This window comes from Phaeobacter sp. BS52 (assembly GCF_045040595.1).
Classification (GTDB): Bacteria; Pseudomonadota; Alphaproteobacteria; order Rhodobacterales; family Rhodobacteraceae; genus Phaeobacter; species Phaeobacter piscinae.
Genome location: NZ_CP090662.1, coordinates 357,639 through 375,554, shown reverse-complemented (window position 1 = coordinate 375,554; position 17,916 = coordinate 357,639). Strand labels below are relative to the sequence as shown.

Genomic DNA, 17,916 nt, shown 5'->3' with positions numbered 1-17,916 from the left:
GCTTAATCCTCGGACCCGCGCGCGCTGCGGCCCAATCCACGCGGTCTGGCAAAGGCCTTGACCAAGAGGTCGATATCTTTGCGCAACTCGGCCAGGCTTTCCTGACGACCGGCGGAGATTTCCTCAAGAATACGCAGCATCTGCACATCGATGGAGCGCAGCCGCATCCGGCTTTCGGCGTCCAGCCCAACATCCCCCTGAGCACGCATCAGCTCGGTTAAAGCCTCCTGCCCGACAGCCACCCGCTCAAGCGCGCGCGCGGTGCCTTCGGACTGATCCTGCCGCCGGTTCATATCCGTGATCGCATCAACCAGCGCGGACAGCTTCTGATCCACCCCGGCGCGCCCTTCGGAGGATTGGACAAACATCGCCTGCAGCGCATCCATTTGCTCGGTCATACTGTCCAGCACCCCGGCAAGCGCGCTGTTGTCACCACCGCCTGTCTCCTCGCCGGATGAGAAACTGACCCGCGTGAAGGAGGAAAGCCATTCCTCAAGCTCGCGGTAGAACCGGTTCTGACCATGGCCTGCAAACAGCTCCAGCAAGCCGACAATCAGCGATCCTGCCAGCCCCAGCAATGATGAGGCAAAGGCAACGCCCATGCCACCCAGCTGCGCCTCAAGCCCGGTCATCAGCCGATTGAACACCGCAATGCCCTCTTCCCCTTCCTGCGGGGCAAGGCTGCGGATGGTGTCAACCACCGCAGGCACTGTGGTGGCCAGACCGTAGAAGGTTCCCAACAGGCCAAGGAAAATCAGTAGGTTCACGATATAACGCGTAATTTCGCGCTCTTCATCGATCCGCGTGGCAACGGAATCCAGGATCGAGCGGGTCGACGAGGACCTAAGCTGCATCCGCGCCCCGCGTGAGCGCAGCAGAGAGGCCAGCGGCGCCAGCATCGACGGCGGGCGATCATCGTCACTGGTCACACCGGCGGCGAACCCTTCGATCCAGCGCACCGAACCGATCAGCTGCAGCACCTGCCAGAAACAGGCCATCACACCAAAGACAAACACCAGCAGGATAAACCCGTTGAGCCAGGGATTGGCCTCAAACACCGGCAGGACCCGCGGCAGCGCCACAAAGGCCCCGAACCCTGACAACCCAAGGGCAATCAGCATCATGATGATCTGGCGTACCGGTTGGGAAAACTGCGGCCTGCTTTCGCGGTCTGGCTGCGCCATGGTCTGTGGCTCCTGACACTTTTTTGGTGCTCTTGCAGAACCGGAGCCTATAGGCAAAACCTCAAAAGAGCCAAGGCTTTATGATGCAAGATCCCGCACACGCGCCGACAGCCAATCCAAATCGGCATCGCGCAACCCGATCTCGGCCAGATGCTCCGCGGTATTGAAGAGGTATTCGGTATTGGGGCCACGTCCGCCCACCGCCTCCGCAATGATCCGCGCCTGAGTTTCCAGACTGATGCCGCCGCAATATTGATTGTGGTCCGGGTCAATCACATAGGTGACCGCGGTCACGTCCCCCCCGCTGGCCAGCTGGACGGTCAGATCTTTCTCCACATAGGCCGAGGAGATCAGCTCCCGCGCCCGCAGCTCCTGCAATGTCTGTTCCTCGTGGCCCGCCTCAACCGCCAGCGCGATCCCGGTGCAGGCCGCGCCATCTATCGCGTCCAATGCCAGAACCAGCCCCGGCTTCTCCTCGCTGCCGCGATGATGGATGGATTTCATGCAGAATGACCGGGCATAGCCCGGCAGCGTCGCGACTTCGCGGCGGGCCACCGGAAAGCCCGGGTTCCACAACAAAGATCCGTATCCAAATACCCACATGGTCATGACGCTGGCCCTTTTTTGATCGCGGTCTATAAACATCAAATCCAACGTCCAGAAAAGAGGCCGAATGATGATCCGATGGACAAAACTGCTGTTGATAGCCGCCTGCGTCTGGAGTCTTTACTGGGCCGTTGCGGGCTGGGGCCTGCGTCAGGGGCTTGATGGTTGGTTTGCCGAACAACAGCGTCAGGGCTGGCAGGCCGATTACGGGTCGCTGCGCACCTCGGGCTTTCCGCTGTATCATCATCACCGGATCACCACCCCTACCCTCGCCGACCCCGGCACCGGCACCGCATGGCGTGCCGACTGGCTGGATATCCGCAGCCTGGCACTCTGGCCCGGCACCCTGTCACTGCATCTGCCGCAGACACCACAGCGGCTGTCCTATTTTGATAAGACGGCGATCCTTCAGGCGGACGGGCTGCAGGCAGATGTGCAATTGGCCCCCGGATCCGCACGAGAACTGGAACAACTACACATCACCGCTGGCCCCTGGACGGTACGGAGTGAGGACAACACCGACCTTGGTGGGCAGGCCTTTGTGCTGGAGATGGCTCAGACCGACACGCCAAACCGCTACCAGATCCGCACAGAAGGGATCGGCCTGACGCCACCTCCGCTCTTGCGCCAACGTCTGGCCTCCACAGAGGGGCTGCCCGAACGGCTGGAAACGGTCGTTGCCGAGATGACGGTCACCTTCGACACGCACTGGGACCGCAACGCGATTGAACTGCGTCGCCCGCAACCCCGCAATATCACACTCCACCTCGCCGAAGCCCGCTGGGGACCGATGCGGATCAAAGCCACGGGGGATATCAGCCTTGATGAAACCGGCCTGCCGGAGGGCAACCTCGCGCTGCAGGTCGAGAACTGGCAAGACATTCTGCAAATGGCAGAGACCGCTCGGCAACCTGCCGCCCGGCGTTCGCGCGGGCATTGAACAGGTGCTGCAGGTCTTCGCCGGTCTTGGCGGAAATCACCGGGACCTTGATCTGCCGCTAACGCTGAAATCCGGCTATGTTGCCCTCGGGCCGCTGCCAATTGGCCCGGCGCCCCGTCTGATCCTGCGTTAACGACAGTAAGGACCGCCGCGATGGCGCGCCACATCCAGATGAAAATGGTCCAGATGGTAGCGATCTGACAGCGGCCCCAGCACGGTGCCAAATGGACCACAGGCGCCTTTCCACATCTTGCGCAGCCCCTTGCGCGTGGCACGCGCGGTCCAGCCTTTCAGCACGGTAATCACCTTGCCGCTCTCCAGAACAAAGCCTGAGATATCAATCGCCTTGCCGCGCCCGTGTTCGGAGATTTTGGCCCCCGGACGGTTGTTGCGGGTGCGGCAGGAATAATGCGCAGCCACCCGCATGGAGACCACTTTGTCACGGCGGCCAAAGGCCTTGATCACATCCCGCTCGACCCATTTCTTGAGCGCGCGTGCCGTGTCACACGTCATCACCGACTGCTGGCTGAGCGTCACCCCCGCGACCGAGCGCACGCGCACGGCATTCTTTGCCCCGCAACCGTTCAGTCGACCGGGCACCGTGCCAACCTTACTGCCCTGAATGTCGATATCACCGCAGACAGAGGTCTTGCGGCGTTTGCGTTTGCCAAACAGGATCTTCTCCGCCAAATCACCGGGGCGCAAATGCGGACGCAGAGAGGCATCGGGCCCTGCGGGCATCAGCGGCAGGCTCAACGCGGCCAGGGCGATAGCCTGCTCCGACTGCGGGCGCGATTGAGGCCGCAGCTCTGCCGTGACAGGGAGCACAGCAGCCGCCACTGTCGCGCCTGACACCAGATCGGGGCGCGCAGTGGGCCGTAGGGAACGCTCCGGTGCATTGGCTGCCGTGGCCCCCGCGCTGGCAGCGATCAGGGCGGTCAGCCCAGCTGCGATTGAGAGAGCCCGCAGTCCCGCCGCCCAGCCGCGTCTCATGATGTGGTCTCGCGGCCAAAGTTTGGTGCGGCAGTATCCTGCCCCGCCTCAATAATGCCACGGCGGATGGCGCGGGTGCGGGTGAAATACTGGTGCAGATGCTCGCCGTCTCCGGTGCGGATCGCCCGCTGCAGCGCAAATAACTCCTCCGTGAAGCGACCCAATATTTCCAGCGTCGCATCCTTGTTGGTCAGGAAGACATCGCGCCACATGGTCGGATCGGAAGCCGCAATCCGGGTAAAGTCCCGGAACCCCGCAGCCGAATATTTGATCACCTCACTGTCGGTCACCCGGCGCAGATCGTCGGCGACCCCAACCATCGTATAGGCGATCAGATGCGGCGCGTGGGAGGTGACAGCCAGAACCAGATCATGGTGATCGGCATCCATCTCATCAACATTGGCGCCCATCCCCTCCCAAAGCTGCCGCAGGCGGTCCACCGGCGCACGATCGCTGCCCTCCACCGGCACCAGCAGGCACCAGCGATTGTCATAAAGCTCGGCAAACCCGGCCTCTGGCCCGGAATGTTCCGTCCCGGCCAAGGGGTGCGCGGGCACAAAATGCACCCCCTCCGGGATATGCGGCTGCACCACGTCAATCACATGACGTTTGACCGACCCCACGTCGGAAACCGTGGCACCGGGTTTCAGCACTGGCGCAATGTCCGCCATCACAGCATCCATCGCCCCAACAGGCACACAGAGCACAACCAGATCAGCGTCCTGCGCCGCCTCCGCAGCTGAATCGCAGACACGATCGCACAGGTTGATCCGACGTGCGGTTTCGCGGGTCTCGGCGCTGCGAGCATAGCCGGTGATCTCGCCCGCCAGCCCGCCGCGGCGAATGGCATGCGCCATCGAGGAGGCGATCAGGCCAAGACCGATCAGCGCGATGCGGCTGTAGATCGGCGCGCTCATGCTGCGCCATCCTTGAACGCTTTCATCGCCTTAACCAGCGCTTTGCAGGCGGCCTCATCCCCAACGGTGATCCGCAGCGCTGCTGGCAGCTTATACCCCGAAACCCGGCGCACGATCAGCCCGCGCGACTGCAGGAATGTGTCACAGGCGTCGGCCTCTTCCGGGCTGGAAAACCGCGCCAAAATGAAGTTGGCGCAGGAAGTATCAGAGGGGATGCCCAGTTCCGCAAGCGCCTCCGCCAGCCAGCTCCGCCATTTGGCGTTTTCCTTACGGCAGTGCTCCGTATAGTCGGTATCGCGCACCGCAGCTTCGGCCCCGGCCAGCGCCGTAGAGGAGAGGTTGAATGGTCCCCGCACCCGGTTCAGCACGTCGATGATTGGCTTTGGCGCATAGCCCCAGCCAACCCGCGCGCCGCCCAGTCCGTAGATCTTGGAGAACGTGCGTGTCATCACAACATTGTCGCGGCTGGCCACCAGCGCGGCACCGGCGTCATACCCTTCGACATATTCCGCATAGGCCCCATCAAGCACCAGAATCGAACCCTTGGGCAGACCATCCGCCAGACGCGCCAGATCAGCAGTGCCGATCATAGTGCCTGTGGGGTTGTTCGGATTGGCGATGAACACCAGCCGCGTGCGCTCCGTGCAACCTGCCAGCAAGGCGTCAACATCTGTGACACGATCGCGCTCCGCCACCTCAACTGGTGTCGCCCCGGCAGCAAGCGCGCTGATGCGGTACATGGCGAAGCCATGCTCGGTGAACAAAACCTCATCGCCCGGCCCCGCATAGGCCTGACAGAGAAAGGTGATGATCTCGTCACTGCCCGCGCCGCAGATGATCTGCTCCATCGGCAGGCCGTAGACCTCCCCGATGGCCTGCCGCAGGCCACTGTGATCCGAGCTTGGATATCGATGCATCTGGGAAACCGCCGCCTGCATTGCCTCAATGGCTTTCGGGCTTGGCCCAAGCGGGTTTTCATTGGAGGAGAGCTTGGTCACATTGCTCATCCCCTTCACATGGGCAGCCCCACCCTCATAGAGAGCGATATCCAGAATGCCAGGCTGCGGCGCGATGTGGGTCATGATAGATGCTCCTTAGATGCCGCTTCGTAATAACCACCTTGACCGCAATGGGAAAGCGGCAAGACGTCCCGCTTTCGGTTGCAGGTGTCCGCTCCCGGGCAGCACCGCAACACTGAGCGATTGAACTCCCGTTTGCCCCCTGCCTATGATGGCGCCATGACGCATAAGCTGGACCACATCGACCTTGCCCTACTGCGCGCGCTGCAACGTGACGCAAGCCTCTCTCAACGCGATCTGGCGGAACAAGTCGGCCTGTCTCAGAACGCCTGCTGGCGGCGGCTGAAAACCCTCGGGGAAAGCGGCCTGATGCAGGGCACCACCGCCCGGCTGGACCGCAAACAGCTGGGGCTGGATCTGGTGGTATTTGTCATGCTGCGCACACGGCATCATTCCGCGGACTGGCTGCAGACCTTTCGCCGCCATGTACTGACCATCCCCGAGGTGGTCGATTTCCACCGTATCGGCGGGGATTACGACTATCAGCTCAAGGTGGTGACCGAAGATATGGCGAGTTACGACAAAGTCTACCAGCGCCTGATCGAAGGGGTCGAGCTGGACAGCGTCACCTCATATTTCGCGATGGAAGCCATCGCTGAAGGACGCCCGCTGCCATTGTAGCGGCGGGCATCACCCCCGCGGCATCATGATCGCCGCCCGCAGTTACCTGCCGAAGGCCTTGTTCGGCATCCAGGTGACACGGCTGCCTTCCGGCCCCATCCGCATATGCAGGCAAGAGGTGTTCAACCGCTGGAAATACAGCACCTGCAGCGGATACCAGCCCGCTTTGGGCACTTCCACCTTCTGGGCAAAGGTCTCCTGACAGGTCTGGCGACCATCAAACTTGCCGACAACCTTGCCGCCGATCACCGCGCGCATCCCGTCATTGGTCAGAAAATCAATGGTATAGATGCCCGGTGCATCAAACCGCACATAGCCGCGAATATCCGCCGCGACATTCTCGGAGCGTTTCGAGGTCAGCGCCTTCTGCCCAACGCTGGTATCGCGATAGTCCAGCCCTTTGAGCGGTGGACCAACTTCTGCACCGGCTTCCAGCGCCTTGGCGGCGCTGCGCAGCGTTTTTACATCATCGGGATAGGCATAGCGCACCGACAGGCCGGGCTTCAGCCCGCGGGGCTGCGGATCCGCCGGTGTCAGGCGCAGGGGGGCCGCCCATGTCAATGTTGCCGTCACAGCCGCCATCGCAGCCAACCCCAGAATACGGGTCATCTTCATCGTCTACCTTCCTGTTCCATGGCCTCTGAACGGGCCTCTGGGGGCAGGATAGGTCTGCGAGGGGGCCGCTGACAATCGCTAATGCCAACGGTGCATGCCGGGCGGCGCGGCCGTTGGACAGCCGAAACCGCAGCAATGGCCCTCAAACGAAAAAAAGGGGCCGCCCGATGGCAGCCCCTTCTCTGTCTTGTCCGGTTGGGACAGGACTTAGTTCTTGGCGTAGAATTCGACGACCAGGTTCGGTTCCATGACAACCGGGTACGGCACGTCGGACAGGCCCGGTGCGCGCACGAAGGTGGCGGTCATTTTGGAGTGGTCGGCTTCAACGTAGTCAGGCACGTCACGCTCTGCCAGCTGAACAGCTTCCAGCAGCGCGGTCATTTGCTTGGACTTCTCGCGAACTTCGATCACATCGCCTTCCTTTACGCGGTAGGAGGGGATGTTCACGCGCTTGCCGTTGACCAGCACGTGACCGTGGTTCACGAACTGACGAGCCGCAAAAACGGTTGCAACAAACTTGGCACGGTAAACAACCGCGTCCAGGCGGCGTTCCAGCAGACCAATGAGGTTCTCACCGGTGTCGCCTTTTACACGCTCAGCTTCGGAGTAGATGCGGCGGAACTGCTTCTCGGTCAGGTCGCCGTAGTAGCCTTTCAGCTTCTGCTTGGCGCGCAGCTGGATACCGAAATCGGACAGCTTGCCCTTGCGGCGCTGACCGTGCTGGCCGGGGCCGTATTCACGACGGTTCACCGGGGACTTCGGACGGCCCCAGATGTTTTCGCCCATACGGCGGTCAATTTTGTACTTGGCAGACGTGCGTTTGGTCACGGCTGATCTCCTTCAGTGTATATCGCAACCAGATGGCTGCATCGAAGGGCGTTGTCCTCTTGCTCCGCGTTGCACGCACTCGCGCGCTTCGGGCATGACAGGCATTCCCTTGCGGGAGCCACCAACACCAATGAAGCCGCGTGTATAGACGAGGGCTGGAGAGAGTCAACCAGCTTTTCGGGCGCCATGCTCTGCGCCGAAAAACGAGGCAATATCCAAGGATCCGTCGCCTCAGATCCGCGATGGATCAGGCGGCAGCGTGACGCAGGATGGCCGCCTCCGGCTGGCTCAGATTGCGACGCGCAAAATCGCCATAGCGCATCGGATCCACCTCCAGACCCGGCAGCACCTGCAACAGGCGCGCCCGGTCTTCGCAGCGCAGCGCGCTCAGCGCGGCCTGGGCCGGATGGAAACTCTCCGTCTCCACCCCATTTGCCCAAAGCACCTGATGATCCGACAGCAACAGATGGATATAAGTGACCTCGCGCAACTGGGTATCAACGGCAATATCGCGCCCGTTGATCAGATCCCGCGCCGCAACCAGCACCTCGGAGGTGTTGAACAGGCTTTGCACATGCGGCCCGCGCAACAACATGCGGTGGCTGGGGGAGACCAGAAGATCCGCATCCGGCCGCTGCATGCCAAGCGCGCCGCCCCTGATCCGCACCGGACGCAGCTCAGGCGCCACAAACAGGCGCGCGCCCGTCATCCGCCGCGCACCGATCCACTGGATTTGCTGGGCACCACTGTCGCGGGTCTGGATCCAATCCCCTTCCTGCAAATGTTCGACCGGCACCCCGCCTGCGGGCGTCCGCAAGATCGTGCCGGGCGTAAAACAGATCACCCCGGTATGGGACGTCACATTCGCCCGGTCGCAGCCCTCAAGCCGCACATCTACAATCCAGAGATCAGTATCCTGCGGAGGGTGACTATCCACGAACATCAACAACGGACGTTGCCCCCGCCCCACCTCGATCAGGGTGACAGTGTAATTGCGCAGCCCGTCCGTGACCACAAAATGGCGGTCCCGCAGCACCGTCCCGGCGTCGGCCTCTGCAGCCTGCGAACCCGTTTCGTCAGCCTTGGGATTTATCGCCAGCCCCACCAATCGACGCACGCTGCGCGCCGCGCTGCGCCGCAAATCGCGCGCTCTATCGCTCGGTTCCAACTGCAGAAGGCTCCCCGGCCCGTCAACACGCAAGGGCGCTCCGCCCCACCGCCAACTGGCCCCAGTCGCGACGGCGGATACCGGCGCGCCCGGCAGACCGTCAACCTCGGTCTGCCCCCACGAAATTACGTAGGTGCCTCGAAAGCCTGTGTGCATATGCTCGACTGCCTGCCTATGGCGTTTTTTTTGTTAAGCCAACGTTAACAGAACCGGGCCCGATGCAAAAGCATTGAAGTGGTCCCAGTATTTCGGACAGTTTTGCAGCTTCGCTAAGGTGTATCGGTTTTAGGTTTCACGCTGCTCTTTGCTCTTGCGAGCCGGACCAATATGGGTCGTCGGGCGTTTGCCGATCAAGCGCGGAATGGGGTCGCTCGGCGTTGTAAAATGCCATCCAATTCTTAACGGCACGTCTGGCCTGGAAGCCGTCGCTGATCTCCTCGAGATAGATCGCCTCCTGCTTCAATGACCGCCACAACCGTTCGATGAAGATGTTGTCGAGATAGCGGCCTCGACCGTCCATCGAGATGCGCACACCCGCCTCGGCCAGCGTCGTGATCCAGGCCGAACCGGTGACCTGACTGCCTTGATCCGTATTCATGATCTCGGGCGGTCCGTGTTTGGCGATGGCCTCGTTCAGGGCATCGACGCAGAAGTCGGCGTGCATCATGTTCGAGAGCCGCCAGCTCAGAACCTTACGCGACGCCCAATCCATGATCGCCACCAGATACAGGAAGCCGTTGCGCAGTGGCACAAAGGTGATATCGGCGCACCAGACCTGGTTCGGCCGGTCGATCTGCATCTTTCTCAGCAGATACGGATAGACCGGATGCTGGGGATGCGGCTGGCTGGTTCTGGGACGTTTGTAGATCGCTTCCAGGCCCATCTTGGCCATCAGCCGCCTGACGCGGTGCCGCCCGACGACCGTGCCTTCTCTTCGCAGATAGGCCGCGATCTGGCGCGACCCGAAGAACGGGTATCCGGTGAACACCCGATCGATCTCTTTCATCATCGCCAGAGTGTCAGCATCGATGCCGACAGGCGTGCTATAGAACGCAGACCGGCTGAGCCGGACCAGCTTGCATTGCTGGCTGATGCTCAGTTCAGGGTGTTCCCGTTTGATCATCGCGCGTTTCTTCTCCGGGCTCACCGCTTTAGCCCTTCGGACAAAAAATCGTTCTCGACGGCCAGCCTCCCGATCTTGGCATGGAGTTCCTTGATCTCGGCCTCGGTCGGCCCCTCTGGCTTACCGCCACGGGCAAACACATCAGCCACCCCCTCGACCGCTTGGCGTTTCCACGTGCTGACCTGGTTCGGATGTACCTGATGCTGCGCCGTGATCTCCTAGATCGTCTTGTCGCCACGCAGCGCTTCCAGCGCCACCTTCGCCTTGAACTGGTCCGTAAACTTCCGGCGTTTCGCCATTCTCGTATCCCTTCAAAGGTTTGGGATATACCTTAACCCGTTGTCCAGTTTGCTGGGACCACTTCAGCTGGACGCGCTGCGGGTTGGTGTTGGTGCAGCATAGGGCCTCTCTTGGCTCTGTTTACATCCGTAGTGCTTTCAGCTCGGCTTGTCCCAAACGCAGGAAGCCGCCCGGAGGCGGCTGTAAGTATTTGTTATGTTTTGGTAATATTGGTTGCGGGAGCGAGCAACCGCCGTATCCTACCTGCCCTCTCCGCAATCATCTAAACCCATGATAGCGCACAGCTAACGGCACCTTTGCGCGGGAAGTGACTTTTGCAAAGTCGACAGATCTTGCGACTTTGCGGGCGATCCATGCCGCAGGCGCAATAAGAAGAGCTGACCTTCGCCGCAGGTGCAGCTGCCGACCACCTTCGAACGTCAGCGGTGCGGAACACAGCGGACTTTCTCTGCGGCCTCGCTAGGTCATGTTGACAATTGTCTGAGCCAAAGCCGGACGGATGTTATGTCGATGAAGCCCAGAAAGCTTTCCATGGTTTTGTCGTAGCGAGTAGCCACGGGGCGGGCATTCTTTAGTTTGTTGAAGCAGCGCTCGACCAGGTTGCGCAGGCGGTAAAGCGAGCGGTCGACACCGATACGCTTCTTACGGGGTTCTCGCATTGGGATAACGGGCAGGACGTTTCGCGCATTCAGCTTCGCCCTGATGCTGTCGCCATCATAGCCACGATCCGCCAGCAACACGCTGGGGCTGGGCAGGTTGTCGGCCATGACCAGATCGAAACCGAGATAGTCGGATGTCTGGCCCGGCGGGACCTCTGTCCTCATGGGCAGACCATGCGCATTGACGAGGAGGTGGACCTTGGTCGTGAAGCCACCTCTAGAGAGCCCGAAACCCTGTCGTGGAGTCCCCCCTTTAGCACCCGCTGCCTGATGATGGGCCCGGATCACGGTGCTGTCGATCATTTGCAGGGCGTCTGGCACGGTTCAGGGCGTCCATGATCTCCTCCCAGAGCCCCGCCAGCGTCCAGCGCCGGAACTGGCGGTAGACGCTCGACCACTTGCCAAACTCTTCCGGCAGATCGCGCCATGGCGCGCCGGTCCGGGCAATCCAGAATATCCCATCAAGAACAAGCCGGTGGTTGGCCGGTTTGCGTCCGTTCGGGCCGCGGGCAGAAAGGATGAAACGCTCAAAGAATACCCATTCTTCGTCCGACATAAGGTCTCGTGCCAAGCTGGTCTCCATCGCAGACATCAGCTTGAAACACGTTCAGCGCTGCCGGTGAATCCCTTTTGTCAACACGGCCTAGGTCAGAAATCGATGCTCCTGAGGAAAGTGCGACCAATTGGAACCTCTTCTCCATCAACGAGCAGCTTTCGTCCAATCTTCTTAGATACCCAATGCTTATTAACAATGAAGCTCCGATGGACGCGCGTGAAATTTTCTGCAGGAAGAAGCTTCTGCCAATCCCCAAGAGGGCCGGGCACATGAGTTTTTCCGCCAACCGTTCGAATAATGACATAATCTCCGTCTGCACAAAGCAAAATAATTTTTCCAACGCGAATCCTCTGAAAGTTTCCACCGCCCAAGGGTATCTTAATTAATTTTTCCTCTTTCTTTTCTTTCAAAAATACCTGCGCACGGGAAACCGCGATTCCAAACCTGTCAAAGGTTATCGGCTTGACCAAATAGTCCGCTACACCCAAGTCAAACCCTTGCACTGCGCGGCTAGGATAAGCTGTTGTAACGATAGTTACGGGGGGAGAAGCCAGAGAAGAAAGGAACTCAAATCCATCTGCCTGTGGTAGGGACAAATCCAAAAACATCAAGTCTATTTTTTCGGCCTCGAGCATCTCCCGCCCAATCGATGGTAGAGCAGTGGCCCCAACAACATTAAGGTCAGGATGTCGTTCAGAGAACGCTTCAAGCAAGCGCCTTGCTGGTGCCTGGTCTTCCAAAATTATACAACTAATTGTCATTGAGGCTCACCTTCTAAGGCTAATCTAAGACAATAGACGCTGTCGGTTTGTTCAATCTCCAAATCATACCGATTTCTGTAGGCAAGCTCCAAGCGAGAACGAATGTTGTCCATTCCAACTCCCCCAGAGACAGGTTCACATTGTACAATTTCGCGCGGATTCCTACTCTCAAAAAGAATCGAACCACCTTCTACCCGCAGCTTAAAGAAAAGCTTGATCGTTTCCCTGTTGTCAATGTTGGCGCCATGCTTAAATGCGTTTTCGACAATTGGCAGCAATATGAGAGGTGCAATTTTATAATCCTGCACCCTCCCGAGGATTTCGAAATCCACATCAATTCTGTCCTCAAGCCCCAACTCCTGAAAGGATATATACATTTTCAGCACTTCGATGTCTCTCTCCAAGGAGATGCAATCTGCATCCGCTTCATACAGCGAATATCGAAGAATGTTAGACAAGTCCAAAATTGATTTCGCCGCCAATGGGCTTTTTGCGATGGAGATTGCGTAAATATTGTTTAGCCCATTGAGTAGGGTGTGGGGATTTATTTGTTGACGCAATGCTGTGAGTTGAGCTGTCTTTTCAAGCCGTTTCAGTTTTTCCACTCGGCCTTGCTCCACGGCACTGTCCGAAAATGCAAGGACGGAAAAAATGGATAAAACAATTATCCAAATTTTGAAAGAGGTCCAGAATGGCCCCTCAACACTTAACGCGTATTTCTTTGCCTCATTCGGAAGGAAGATGAACTCAAGGAGTTCAGAAGCAATCGCAAAGAAGAGCAATGAAAAAAATGTAGCCCAAACAAAATGCCACAACCTTCCCGTCTTCAGATACCGGGGTCGAATGACAAAAATTAGAAACGCTGCCAGTACGGCGCGCAACAACGTATTTACTGTCAGAAATGCATGAGAGTCTGTGGCAGCATTGCTCGGAATGACAGCAAGTGTCCCTAAAACAGCGGCCAAAGCAAAGAAGCTTGCAAGATCCGATCGCAATCCGAAAGTTACTTTTTTCACTAATCCAGTGCCCCGCGTGTCCAGGCCGCCCACCCATGCATCCAATAGGTCATTTGACAACGGTATCAGGTGCTGACGCCGTAGAAAACCGACCAACAGCGGCTTTCTCTCGACGAATGAGCGAAGCAGGCAAACTTGTCCAACGATGCGTTCCTTCGCCGAAAAAGTCTGGCGCGTGTTCCCGGGATGGAGAAGTAGAGAACCAATCGACATCGCCTCCATGTGTCCCTCTTACATTCAGCCGGAAACAAACAATGCGCATATCAAAGAAATCTGGAAACCTGGAAGCAGCTCCCAGGAAAAGTCTGGGCTGCGGAAGGCGTTGGACTGCGGTGTTCCTCATTTTCTTGAGTGCCAACATCCACAATTCGGCAGCGGCACAATCAAGCCGTATGAACCAACAGGTTCCAGTTGCGACGCAAAACGTGACCTCGGCGCCAAACACCACCACACATAAAGCAGTTGCCGTGACCCGAGCCATCCGGTCGGCCGTCTTGAGACCAGATTCAGAAGGGCGAGTCGAAAAGGTTTTCATGACATCCGGCCAGACTGTCGTGCAAGGGCAGCAGCTGCTAAAACTCGAATCCGCGAGCGAAGAGTTGAAACTTGCGGCCGCTAGAGAAAATGTCGAAGTCGCCGAACGGGTTTTTGAACGGATCGGCGAACTGAAGTCACGGGGCGTTGCACCGGATGCTCAGTATGATGACGCAATTCTTCAGCTGAGCGAGGCACGCTTTGCGCTGAAAGAGGCCGAGCTGGCGCTGGAGCGCCGTTACGTGGTGGCACCATTTTCGGGCACACTTGGGCTTGTGAACCTGAGTGCAGGAGCACATGTAACAACCGATACGGATATCGTGCAGCTAGAGGATCTTTCCTCGTTGTTGTTGGACTTCTCCCTGCCCGAGCATACCGATGGATCGCTGCAACCAGGAAGCAGCGTTTCCATGTCTCAAATGACCAGCCATGCAAGCCACACAGCAAAGGTTGTTGCAATTTCCTCCGGTATTGATCCGCAAGCCCGCACCTATTGGCTCCGCGCAGCCATAGAAAATCCGAAGCCGTGGATGAAACCTGGCATGAGTTTTATGGTCACACTCACCGTTAAGGGCGAAGTTTATCCCGTCATTCCTGAGGTTGCGATACTCTGGGGCAGCAGAGAGGCCTATGTCTTGAAAGTTGTGCAGGGCAAAGCGCGCCGGACTGCAGTAACAGTCATCCGGCGGCGCAACGGGAACGTCTGGGTAGATGGCGATCTGGCTGACGGCGACATCGTTGTCTCGGACGGTGTGCATAAGGTACGGGACGGCCACCCGGTTTCGGTGCCGCAAAACCAGTCTGATCAGCCCGCGCCGACAAGCGAGGCAACACAATGACCCAGCATTCCGATCAAGGCCAGCACTCCGATCGGGGCCTGTCAGCACTGTCCATTCGTCGGCCATTGCTTGCAATGGTTATGAATCTTCTAATCGTTTTGGCTGGTTTTGCAGCCTTCATGGGGCTGGACGTCCGCGAACTCCCAAATGTCGACCGGCCTTTTGTGATGGTGCGGGCCAATTACCCCGGCGCCTCGCCCAGCACGGTTGATTCCGAGTTAACCAGCCCGCTGGAAGACGCGGTTGCCCGAGTTTCCGGTGTCCGCCGGATCGGCGGTTCCAGTGAAGAAGGCAGTACCCGCGTCTGGCTGGAGTTCGAACCCGGCACGAACCTGGATGTGGCAGCTACTGATGTTCGCGAGGCGGTCAGTCAGGTTGAAGCCAATCTGCCTTCGCGGGTGGAGAAGCTGACGATCACCAAAACAAATGCTGACGCGGAACCTATCGTTCAGATTGCGGTTGTAGCCGACCAGTTTGCGGTCATGGATCTCAGCGACCGCATCGAAAACGACATCATGCCTCGCTTCTACTCGATACCCGGCATCGCAAGTGTCGAACTTTTTGGAGTTCGCAACCGGCAGCTTCGAATCGAGCTTGATCCGTTGCAGCTGAACAGGTTCCAAGTTTCGGCATCTGACGTTCTGAATGCATTGCGCAACGCGCCTTATGATATTCCTGTGGGCAGCTATCTCTCAAAGGATCAAGAACTGCTTGTTCGCGCAGATGCGTCTGCCATCACCGAAGATCAGGTTGAACAGATCCAGATCAACGAGGCGTTGCGCGTCGGCGATGTGGCGCAAGCGTATTTTTCACCGGAAACCGCGGAAAATTTCGTGAGGCTGAATGGGGAACCCGCAATCGGACTGGGCATTTTGCGTCAAGCCAATTCCAACACGGTGGAGATTTCTGATGGCGTTCATAATTTGGTCGCGGCGCTCAATGATCGCTACACCGACCTGACATTCACGATCACTTCCGATCAGGCCGTTTTCATCAATAGTGCCACATCTGAAGTTGTGATCACCCTGTTGTTGACGATTTTTATCGTTGTTCTCTCCATCCTGCTCTTCTTTGGCAAGCTGAGACCAACTCTCATCCCTAGCCTGGCCATTCCTGCAGCCTTGATCGGCAGTCTCGCAAGCTTTTGGCTTTTCGGTTTTTCGATCAATTTGATAACCCTGCTAGCCCTTGTCTTGGCCACCGGCCTGACAGTAGACGATGCGATTGTTGTGCTGGAAAACTGTCAGCGCCGCCAGGCTCTGGGCGAGAGCAGCCGTCAGTCAGCGCTCATTGGCACACGCCAGGTATTTTTCGCAGTTCTGGCCACTACCGCTGTTTTGGTCGCAGTCTTTGTTCCTATTTCCTTTTTACCGTCCTCCACGGGCCGTCTATTTCGCGAGTTCGGCTTGGTGCTCGCGGTTTCGGTCTGCATTTCATCCTTCGTGGCTTTGACCTTAGTCCCCGCAATGGCTGCACGCATGAACCTGGCTGTCCAGAACCCGAAAAAAGGGCTGGTTCATCGTGCCGGTGCCGCCGCACAGCAGGCTTATATGGTTTTGGTGCGAAAAACGCTGGCGCACCCCATTCTGATGATCGGCGGCTGCCTGATCTTTCTGGGCGCTATCGGATTTATTTCTCCGCAAATCCAAAGTGAGCTGGCACCGTCGGAGGATCGCTCGCAGTTGGAAATCATGGCGCGCGGCCCTGATGGCGTAGGCATTGAGTACATGCAGAAGCATGCTGATAGCATTGAAGATATCCTGCTGGATCCTAAGCACAATGATGTTATTGCTTCGGTTTACACGATTGTCGGCCGCCGCGACAAAAACCGCGTTTCCTCTGCCGTGACCTTGGTTCCTTGGCAAGAAAGAAGCCAATCCCACCAGGAGATTCTGGCAGAACTCAATCCTGCTCTGGGCAGCGTAGAAAGCCTTAGAGCGCGTGGGCTCAGCCGCGGCAGTCTCGAACTTGGCTGGGGCAGCAGAGCTGCATTTCAGGCGTATCTGACTGGTCCGCGCTATGACCTCATACATCAAGCCTCACTGGAACTTGCCCAGGCAATGGAGGCAGGCCCCTTTGAAGATGTGGAGATATCGTATAATCCGACACAGCCGCAGATTTCCTTTGAAATCGACCGAGCCAGCGCCGCAGATTTGGGCGTGTCTCTTGATGATCTGGGCATACTCTTACGCGTTCTGGTCGGTGGTGAAGAACTGGTTGATCTGAATATTGATGATCAGGCGGTGCCAATTGTCGTGACTGGCCCAAATGGGTTTTTGCAAGATCCAATGGATCTGCAGGGCATCTACATCTCTTCGGAGACAGGCACGCAGGTTCCACTATCCAGCGTCACGCGGATTACACAGCAGGGGGTCGCGTCAGAACTGGATCGCGCAGGACAGCGGCGCTCGATCGAAATCGAGGCTGAAATCGGGGATCTGCCGCTCAGCGATGCCATCGTAGCCTTCCAAGAGCTTGCGGAGCAGGTTCTGCCGCAGGACATCGACCATATACTCACCGGCGAAGCACAGGGGTTTATTGAAACGAACCGTGATATTCTTCTGTCTTATGCTTTCGTCTGCGTCATTGTCTTCCTAGTTCTCGTAGCCCAATTCGAAAGCTTGAAGAGCCCGCTTGTGGTGTTTCTGACTGTGCCCTTTGGATTGGCGGCCACTTTGGGTGCGATGATTGTTCAGGGGCAGACGCTGAACATCTACTCCCAAATCGGGCTCATCCTGCTGATTGGGCTAATGACGAAAAACGCCATTCTGCTGGTTGAGTTTGCTGATCAGGAACAACGAATGGGCAAAGAGCTGCGGCTGTCAGTCGAAAATGCAGCAGCTGCACGGCTCAGACCCATTGTCATGACTTTGCTCTCTACGATGCTTGGAGCATTGCCTCTGATCCTGTCAACAGGCGCAGGCGCCGAAGCGCGTGCCGCGATTGGGTGGACCGTGTTTGTTGGCCTTGGCCTGTCTAGCTTTTTCACGCTTTTTCTTGCGCCATCCCTGTATGTGCTTCTAAAGCCTAAACGCAACTAAACTGAACCGCACCGGGTTTGCCGGAGGCTGTGAATCGGCGTGCATGATTGGATGCCCTCTTCGATGCAAGGATTTTCTGACTTTGTGAGCGTGTGATCGGGTGCGCTCATGTTTCAGGCCTCTCAGGTGCGGTGAC

Annotated in this window: 15 protein-coding genes and 2 pseudogenes; 5 read left to right on the top strand and 12 right to left on the bottom strand. The window is 58.1% G+C overall.

Annotated features, from left to right (window positions below; genetic code table 11):
- Nucleotides 1-2 precede the first annotated feature (2 nt).
- Together L0Z65_RS01805 and L0Z65_RS01800 are read right to left on the bottom strand one after the other, a co-directional pair.
- On the bottom strand, nt 3-1,184 hold the full coding sequence (locus L0Z65_RS01805) for a biopolymer transporter ExbB (RefSeq protein ID WP_405110237.1): 1,182 nt from the start codon (nt 1,182-1,184) through the stop codon (nt 3-5).
- Nucleotides 1,185-1,262: 78 nt separating this feature from the next.
- Entirely contained in the window at nt 1,263-1,793 is a 531-nt protein-coding gene (locus L0Z65_RS01800; RefSeq protein ID WP_024096351.1) for a gamma-glutamylcyclotransferase, read from the bottom strand.
- Between the two features lie 67 nt (nt 1,794-1,860).
- On the opposite strand from L0Z65_RS01800, the gene L0Z65_RS01795 reads away from it, so the two are divergent.
- Nucleotides 1,861-2,730, top strand: a complete 870-nt coding sequence (locus L0Z65_RS01795) for a DUF2125 domain-containing protein (protein WP_405110233.1) — start codon at nt 1,861-1,863, stop codon at nt 2,728-2,730.
- Nucleotides 2,731-2,734: 4 nt separating this feature from the next.
- Nucleotides 2,735-2,863: a DUF2125 domain-containing protein gene (locus L0Z65_RS01790; protein ID WP_405110230.1), complete on the top strand. Its 129-nt coding sequence runs from the start codon at nt 2,735-2,737 to the stop codon at nt 2,861-2,863.
- Here L0Z65_RS01790 and L0Z65_RS01785 read toward each other — a convergent pair.
- From L0Z65_RS01785 to hisC, 3 genes are read right to left on the bottom strand one after another with little or no spacing between them, the layout of a single operon-like run.
- On the bottom strand, nt 2,860-3,723 hold the full coding sequence (locus tag L0Z65_RS01785; RefSeq protein ID WP_096871974.1) for an extensin family protein: 864 nt from the start codon (nt 3,721-3,723) through the stop codon (nt 2,860-2,862). The two genes, L0Z65_RS01790 and L0Z65_RS01785, sit on opposite strands and share 4 nt — an antisense overlap.
- Nucleotides 3,720-4,640 carry a prephenate/arogenate dehydrogenase family protein gene (locus L0Z65_RS01780; RefSeq protein WP_405110226.1) on the bottom strand — a complete coding sequence of 307 codons (921 nt, stop codon included), beginning with the start codon at nt 4,638-4,640 and terminating at the stop codon, nt 3,720-3,722. Before L0Z65_RS01780 ends, L0Z65_RS01785 begins: the two co-directional genes overlap by 4 nt.
- Nucleotides 4,637-5,722 carry a histidinol-phosphate transaminase gene (gene hisC, locus L0Z65_RS01775; RefSeq protein ID WP_405110223.1) on the bottom strand — a complete coding sequence of 362 codons (1,086 nt, stop codon included), beginning with the start codon at nt 5,720-5,722 and terminating at the stop codon, nt 4,637-4,639. Before hisC ends, L0Z65_RS01780 begins: the two co-directional genes overlap by 4 nt.
- A gap of 156 nt (nt 5,723-5,878) precedes the next feature.
- Between hisC and L0Z65_RS01770 the strand changes: the two genes are divergently transcribed.
- Nucleotides 5,879-6,340, top strand: a complete 462-nt coding sequence (locus tag L0Z65_RS01770; RefSeq protein WP_014875429.1) for an Lrp/AsnC family transcriptional regulator — start codon at nt 5,879-5,881, stop codon at nt 6,338-6,340.
- Between the two features lie 42 nt (nt 6,341-6,382).
- On the opposite strand, the gene L0Z65_RS01765 is transcribed toward L0Z65_RS01770, so the two are convergent.
- The 7 genes and pseudogenes from L0Z65_RS01765 to L0Z65_RS01735 all read right to left on the bottom strand — a co-directional run bounded on the left by L0Z65_RS01765 (nt 6,383) and on the right by L0Z65_RS01735 (nt 13,588).
- Nucleotides 6,383-6,955, bottom strand: a complete 573-nt coding sequence (locus tag L0Z65_RS01765) for a PA14 domain-containing protein (protein WP_082035080.1) — start codon at nt 6,953-6,955, stop codon at nt 6,383-6,385.
- A gap of 207 nt (nt 6,956-7,162) precedes the next feature.
- Nucleotides 7,163-7,783 (bottom strand): 30S ribosomal protein S4, encoded by a 621-nt coding sequence (gene rpsD, locus L0Z65_RS01760; RefSeq protein WP_014875431.1) that lies wholly within the window; start codon nt 7,781-7,783, stop codon nt 7,163-7,165.
- A 247-nt stretch (nt 7,784-8,030) separates the two neighbouring features.
- Nucleotides 8,031-9,107 (bottom strand): Hint domain-containing protein, encoded by a 1,077-nt coding sequence (locus tag L0Z65_RS01755; protein WP_405110217.1) that lies wholly within the window; start codon nt 9,105-9,107, stop codon nt 8,031-8,033.
- 136 nt (nt 9,108-9,243) lie between these two features.
- Nucleotides 9,244-10,373, bottom strand: a pseudogene (locus L0Z65_RS01750) (IS3 family transposase).
- 465 nt (nt 10,374-10,838) lie between these two features.
- Nucleotides 10,839-11,616 (bottom strand): annotated as a pseudogene (locus tag L0Z65_RS01745) (IS5 family transposase).
- Nucleotides 11,617-11,681: 65 nt separating this feature from the next.
- A complete protein-coding gene (locus tag L0Z65_RS01740; protein ID WP_096871983.1) occupies nt 11,682-12,350 on the bottom strand; it encodes a LytTR family DNA-binding domain-containing protein in 669 nt (222 codons plus the stop codon).
- Nucleotides 12,347-13,588 (bottom strand): sensor histidine kinase, encoded by a 1,242-nt coding sequence (locus tag L0Z65_RS01735; RefSeq protein WP_405110213.1) that lies wholly within the window; start codon nt 13,586-13,588, stop codon nt 12,347-12,349. The genes L0Z65_RS01740 and L0Z65_RS01735 overlap by 4 nt, the downstream gene beginning before the upstream one ends.
- Before the next feature lie 32 nt (nt 13,589-13,620).
- Here L0Z65_RS01735 and L0Z65_RS01730 point away from each other — a divergent pair, with 32 nt between their 5' ends.
- On the top strand, nt 13,621-14,739 hold the full coding sequence (locus L0Z65_RS01730; RefSeq protein WP_158524835.1) for an efflux RND transporter periplasmic adaptor subunit: 1,119 nt from the start codon (nt 13,621-13,623) through the stop codon (nt 14,737-14,739).
- The gene (locus tag L0Z65_RS01725) at nt 14,736-17,780 is read left to right on the top strand and encodes an efflux RND transporter permease subunit (RefSeq protein ID WP_405110209.1); all 3,045 of its coding nucleotides are present in this window, start codon (nt 14,736-14,738) and stop codon (nt 17,778-17,780) included. The genes L0Z65_RS01730 and L0Z65_RS01725 overlap by 4 nt, the downstream gene beginning before the upstream one ends.
- The last annotated feature ends 136 nt before the right edge of the window (nt 17,781-17,916 follow it).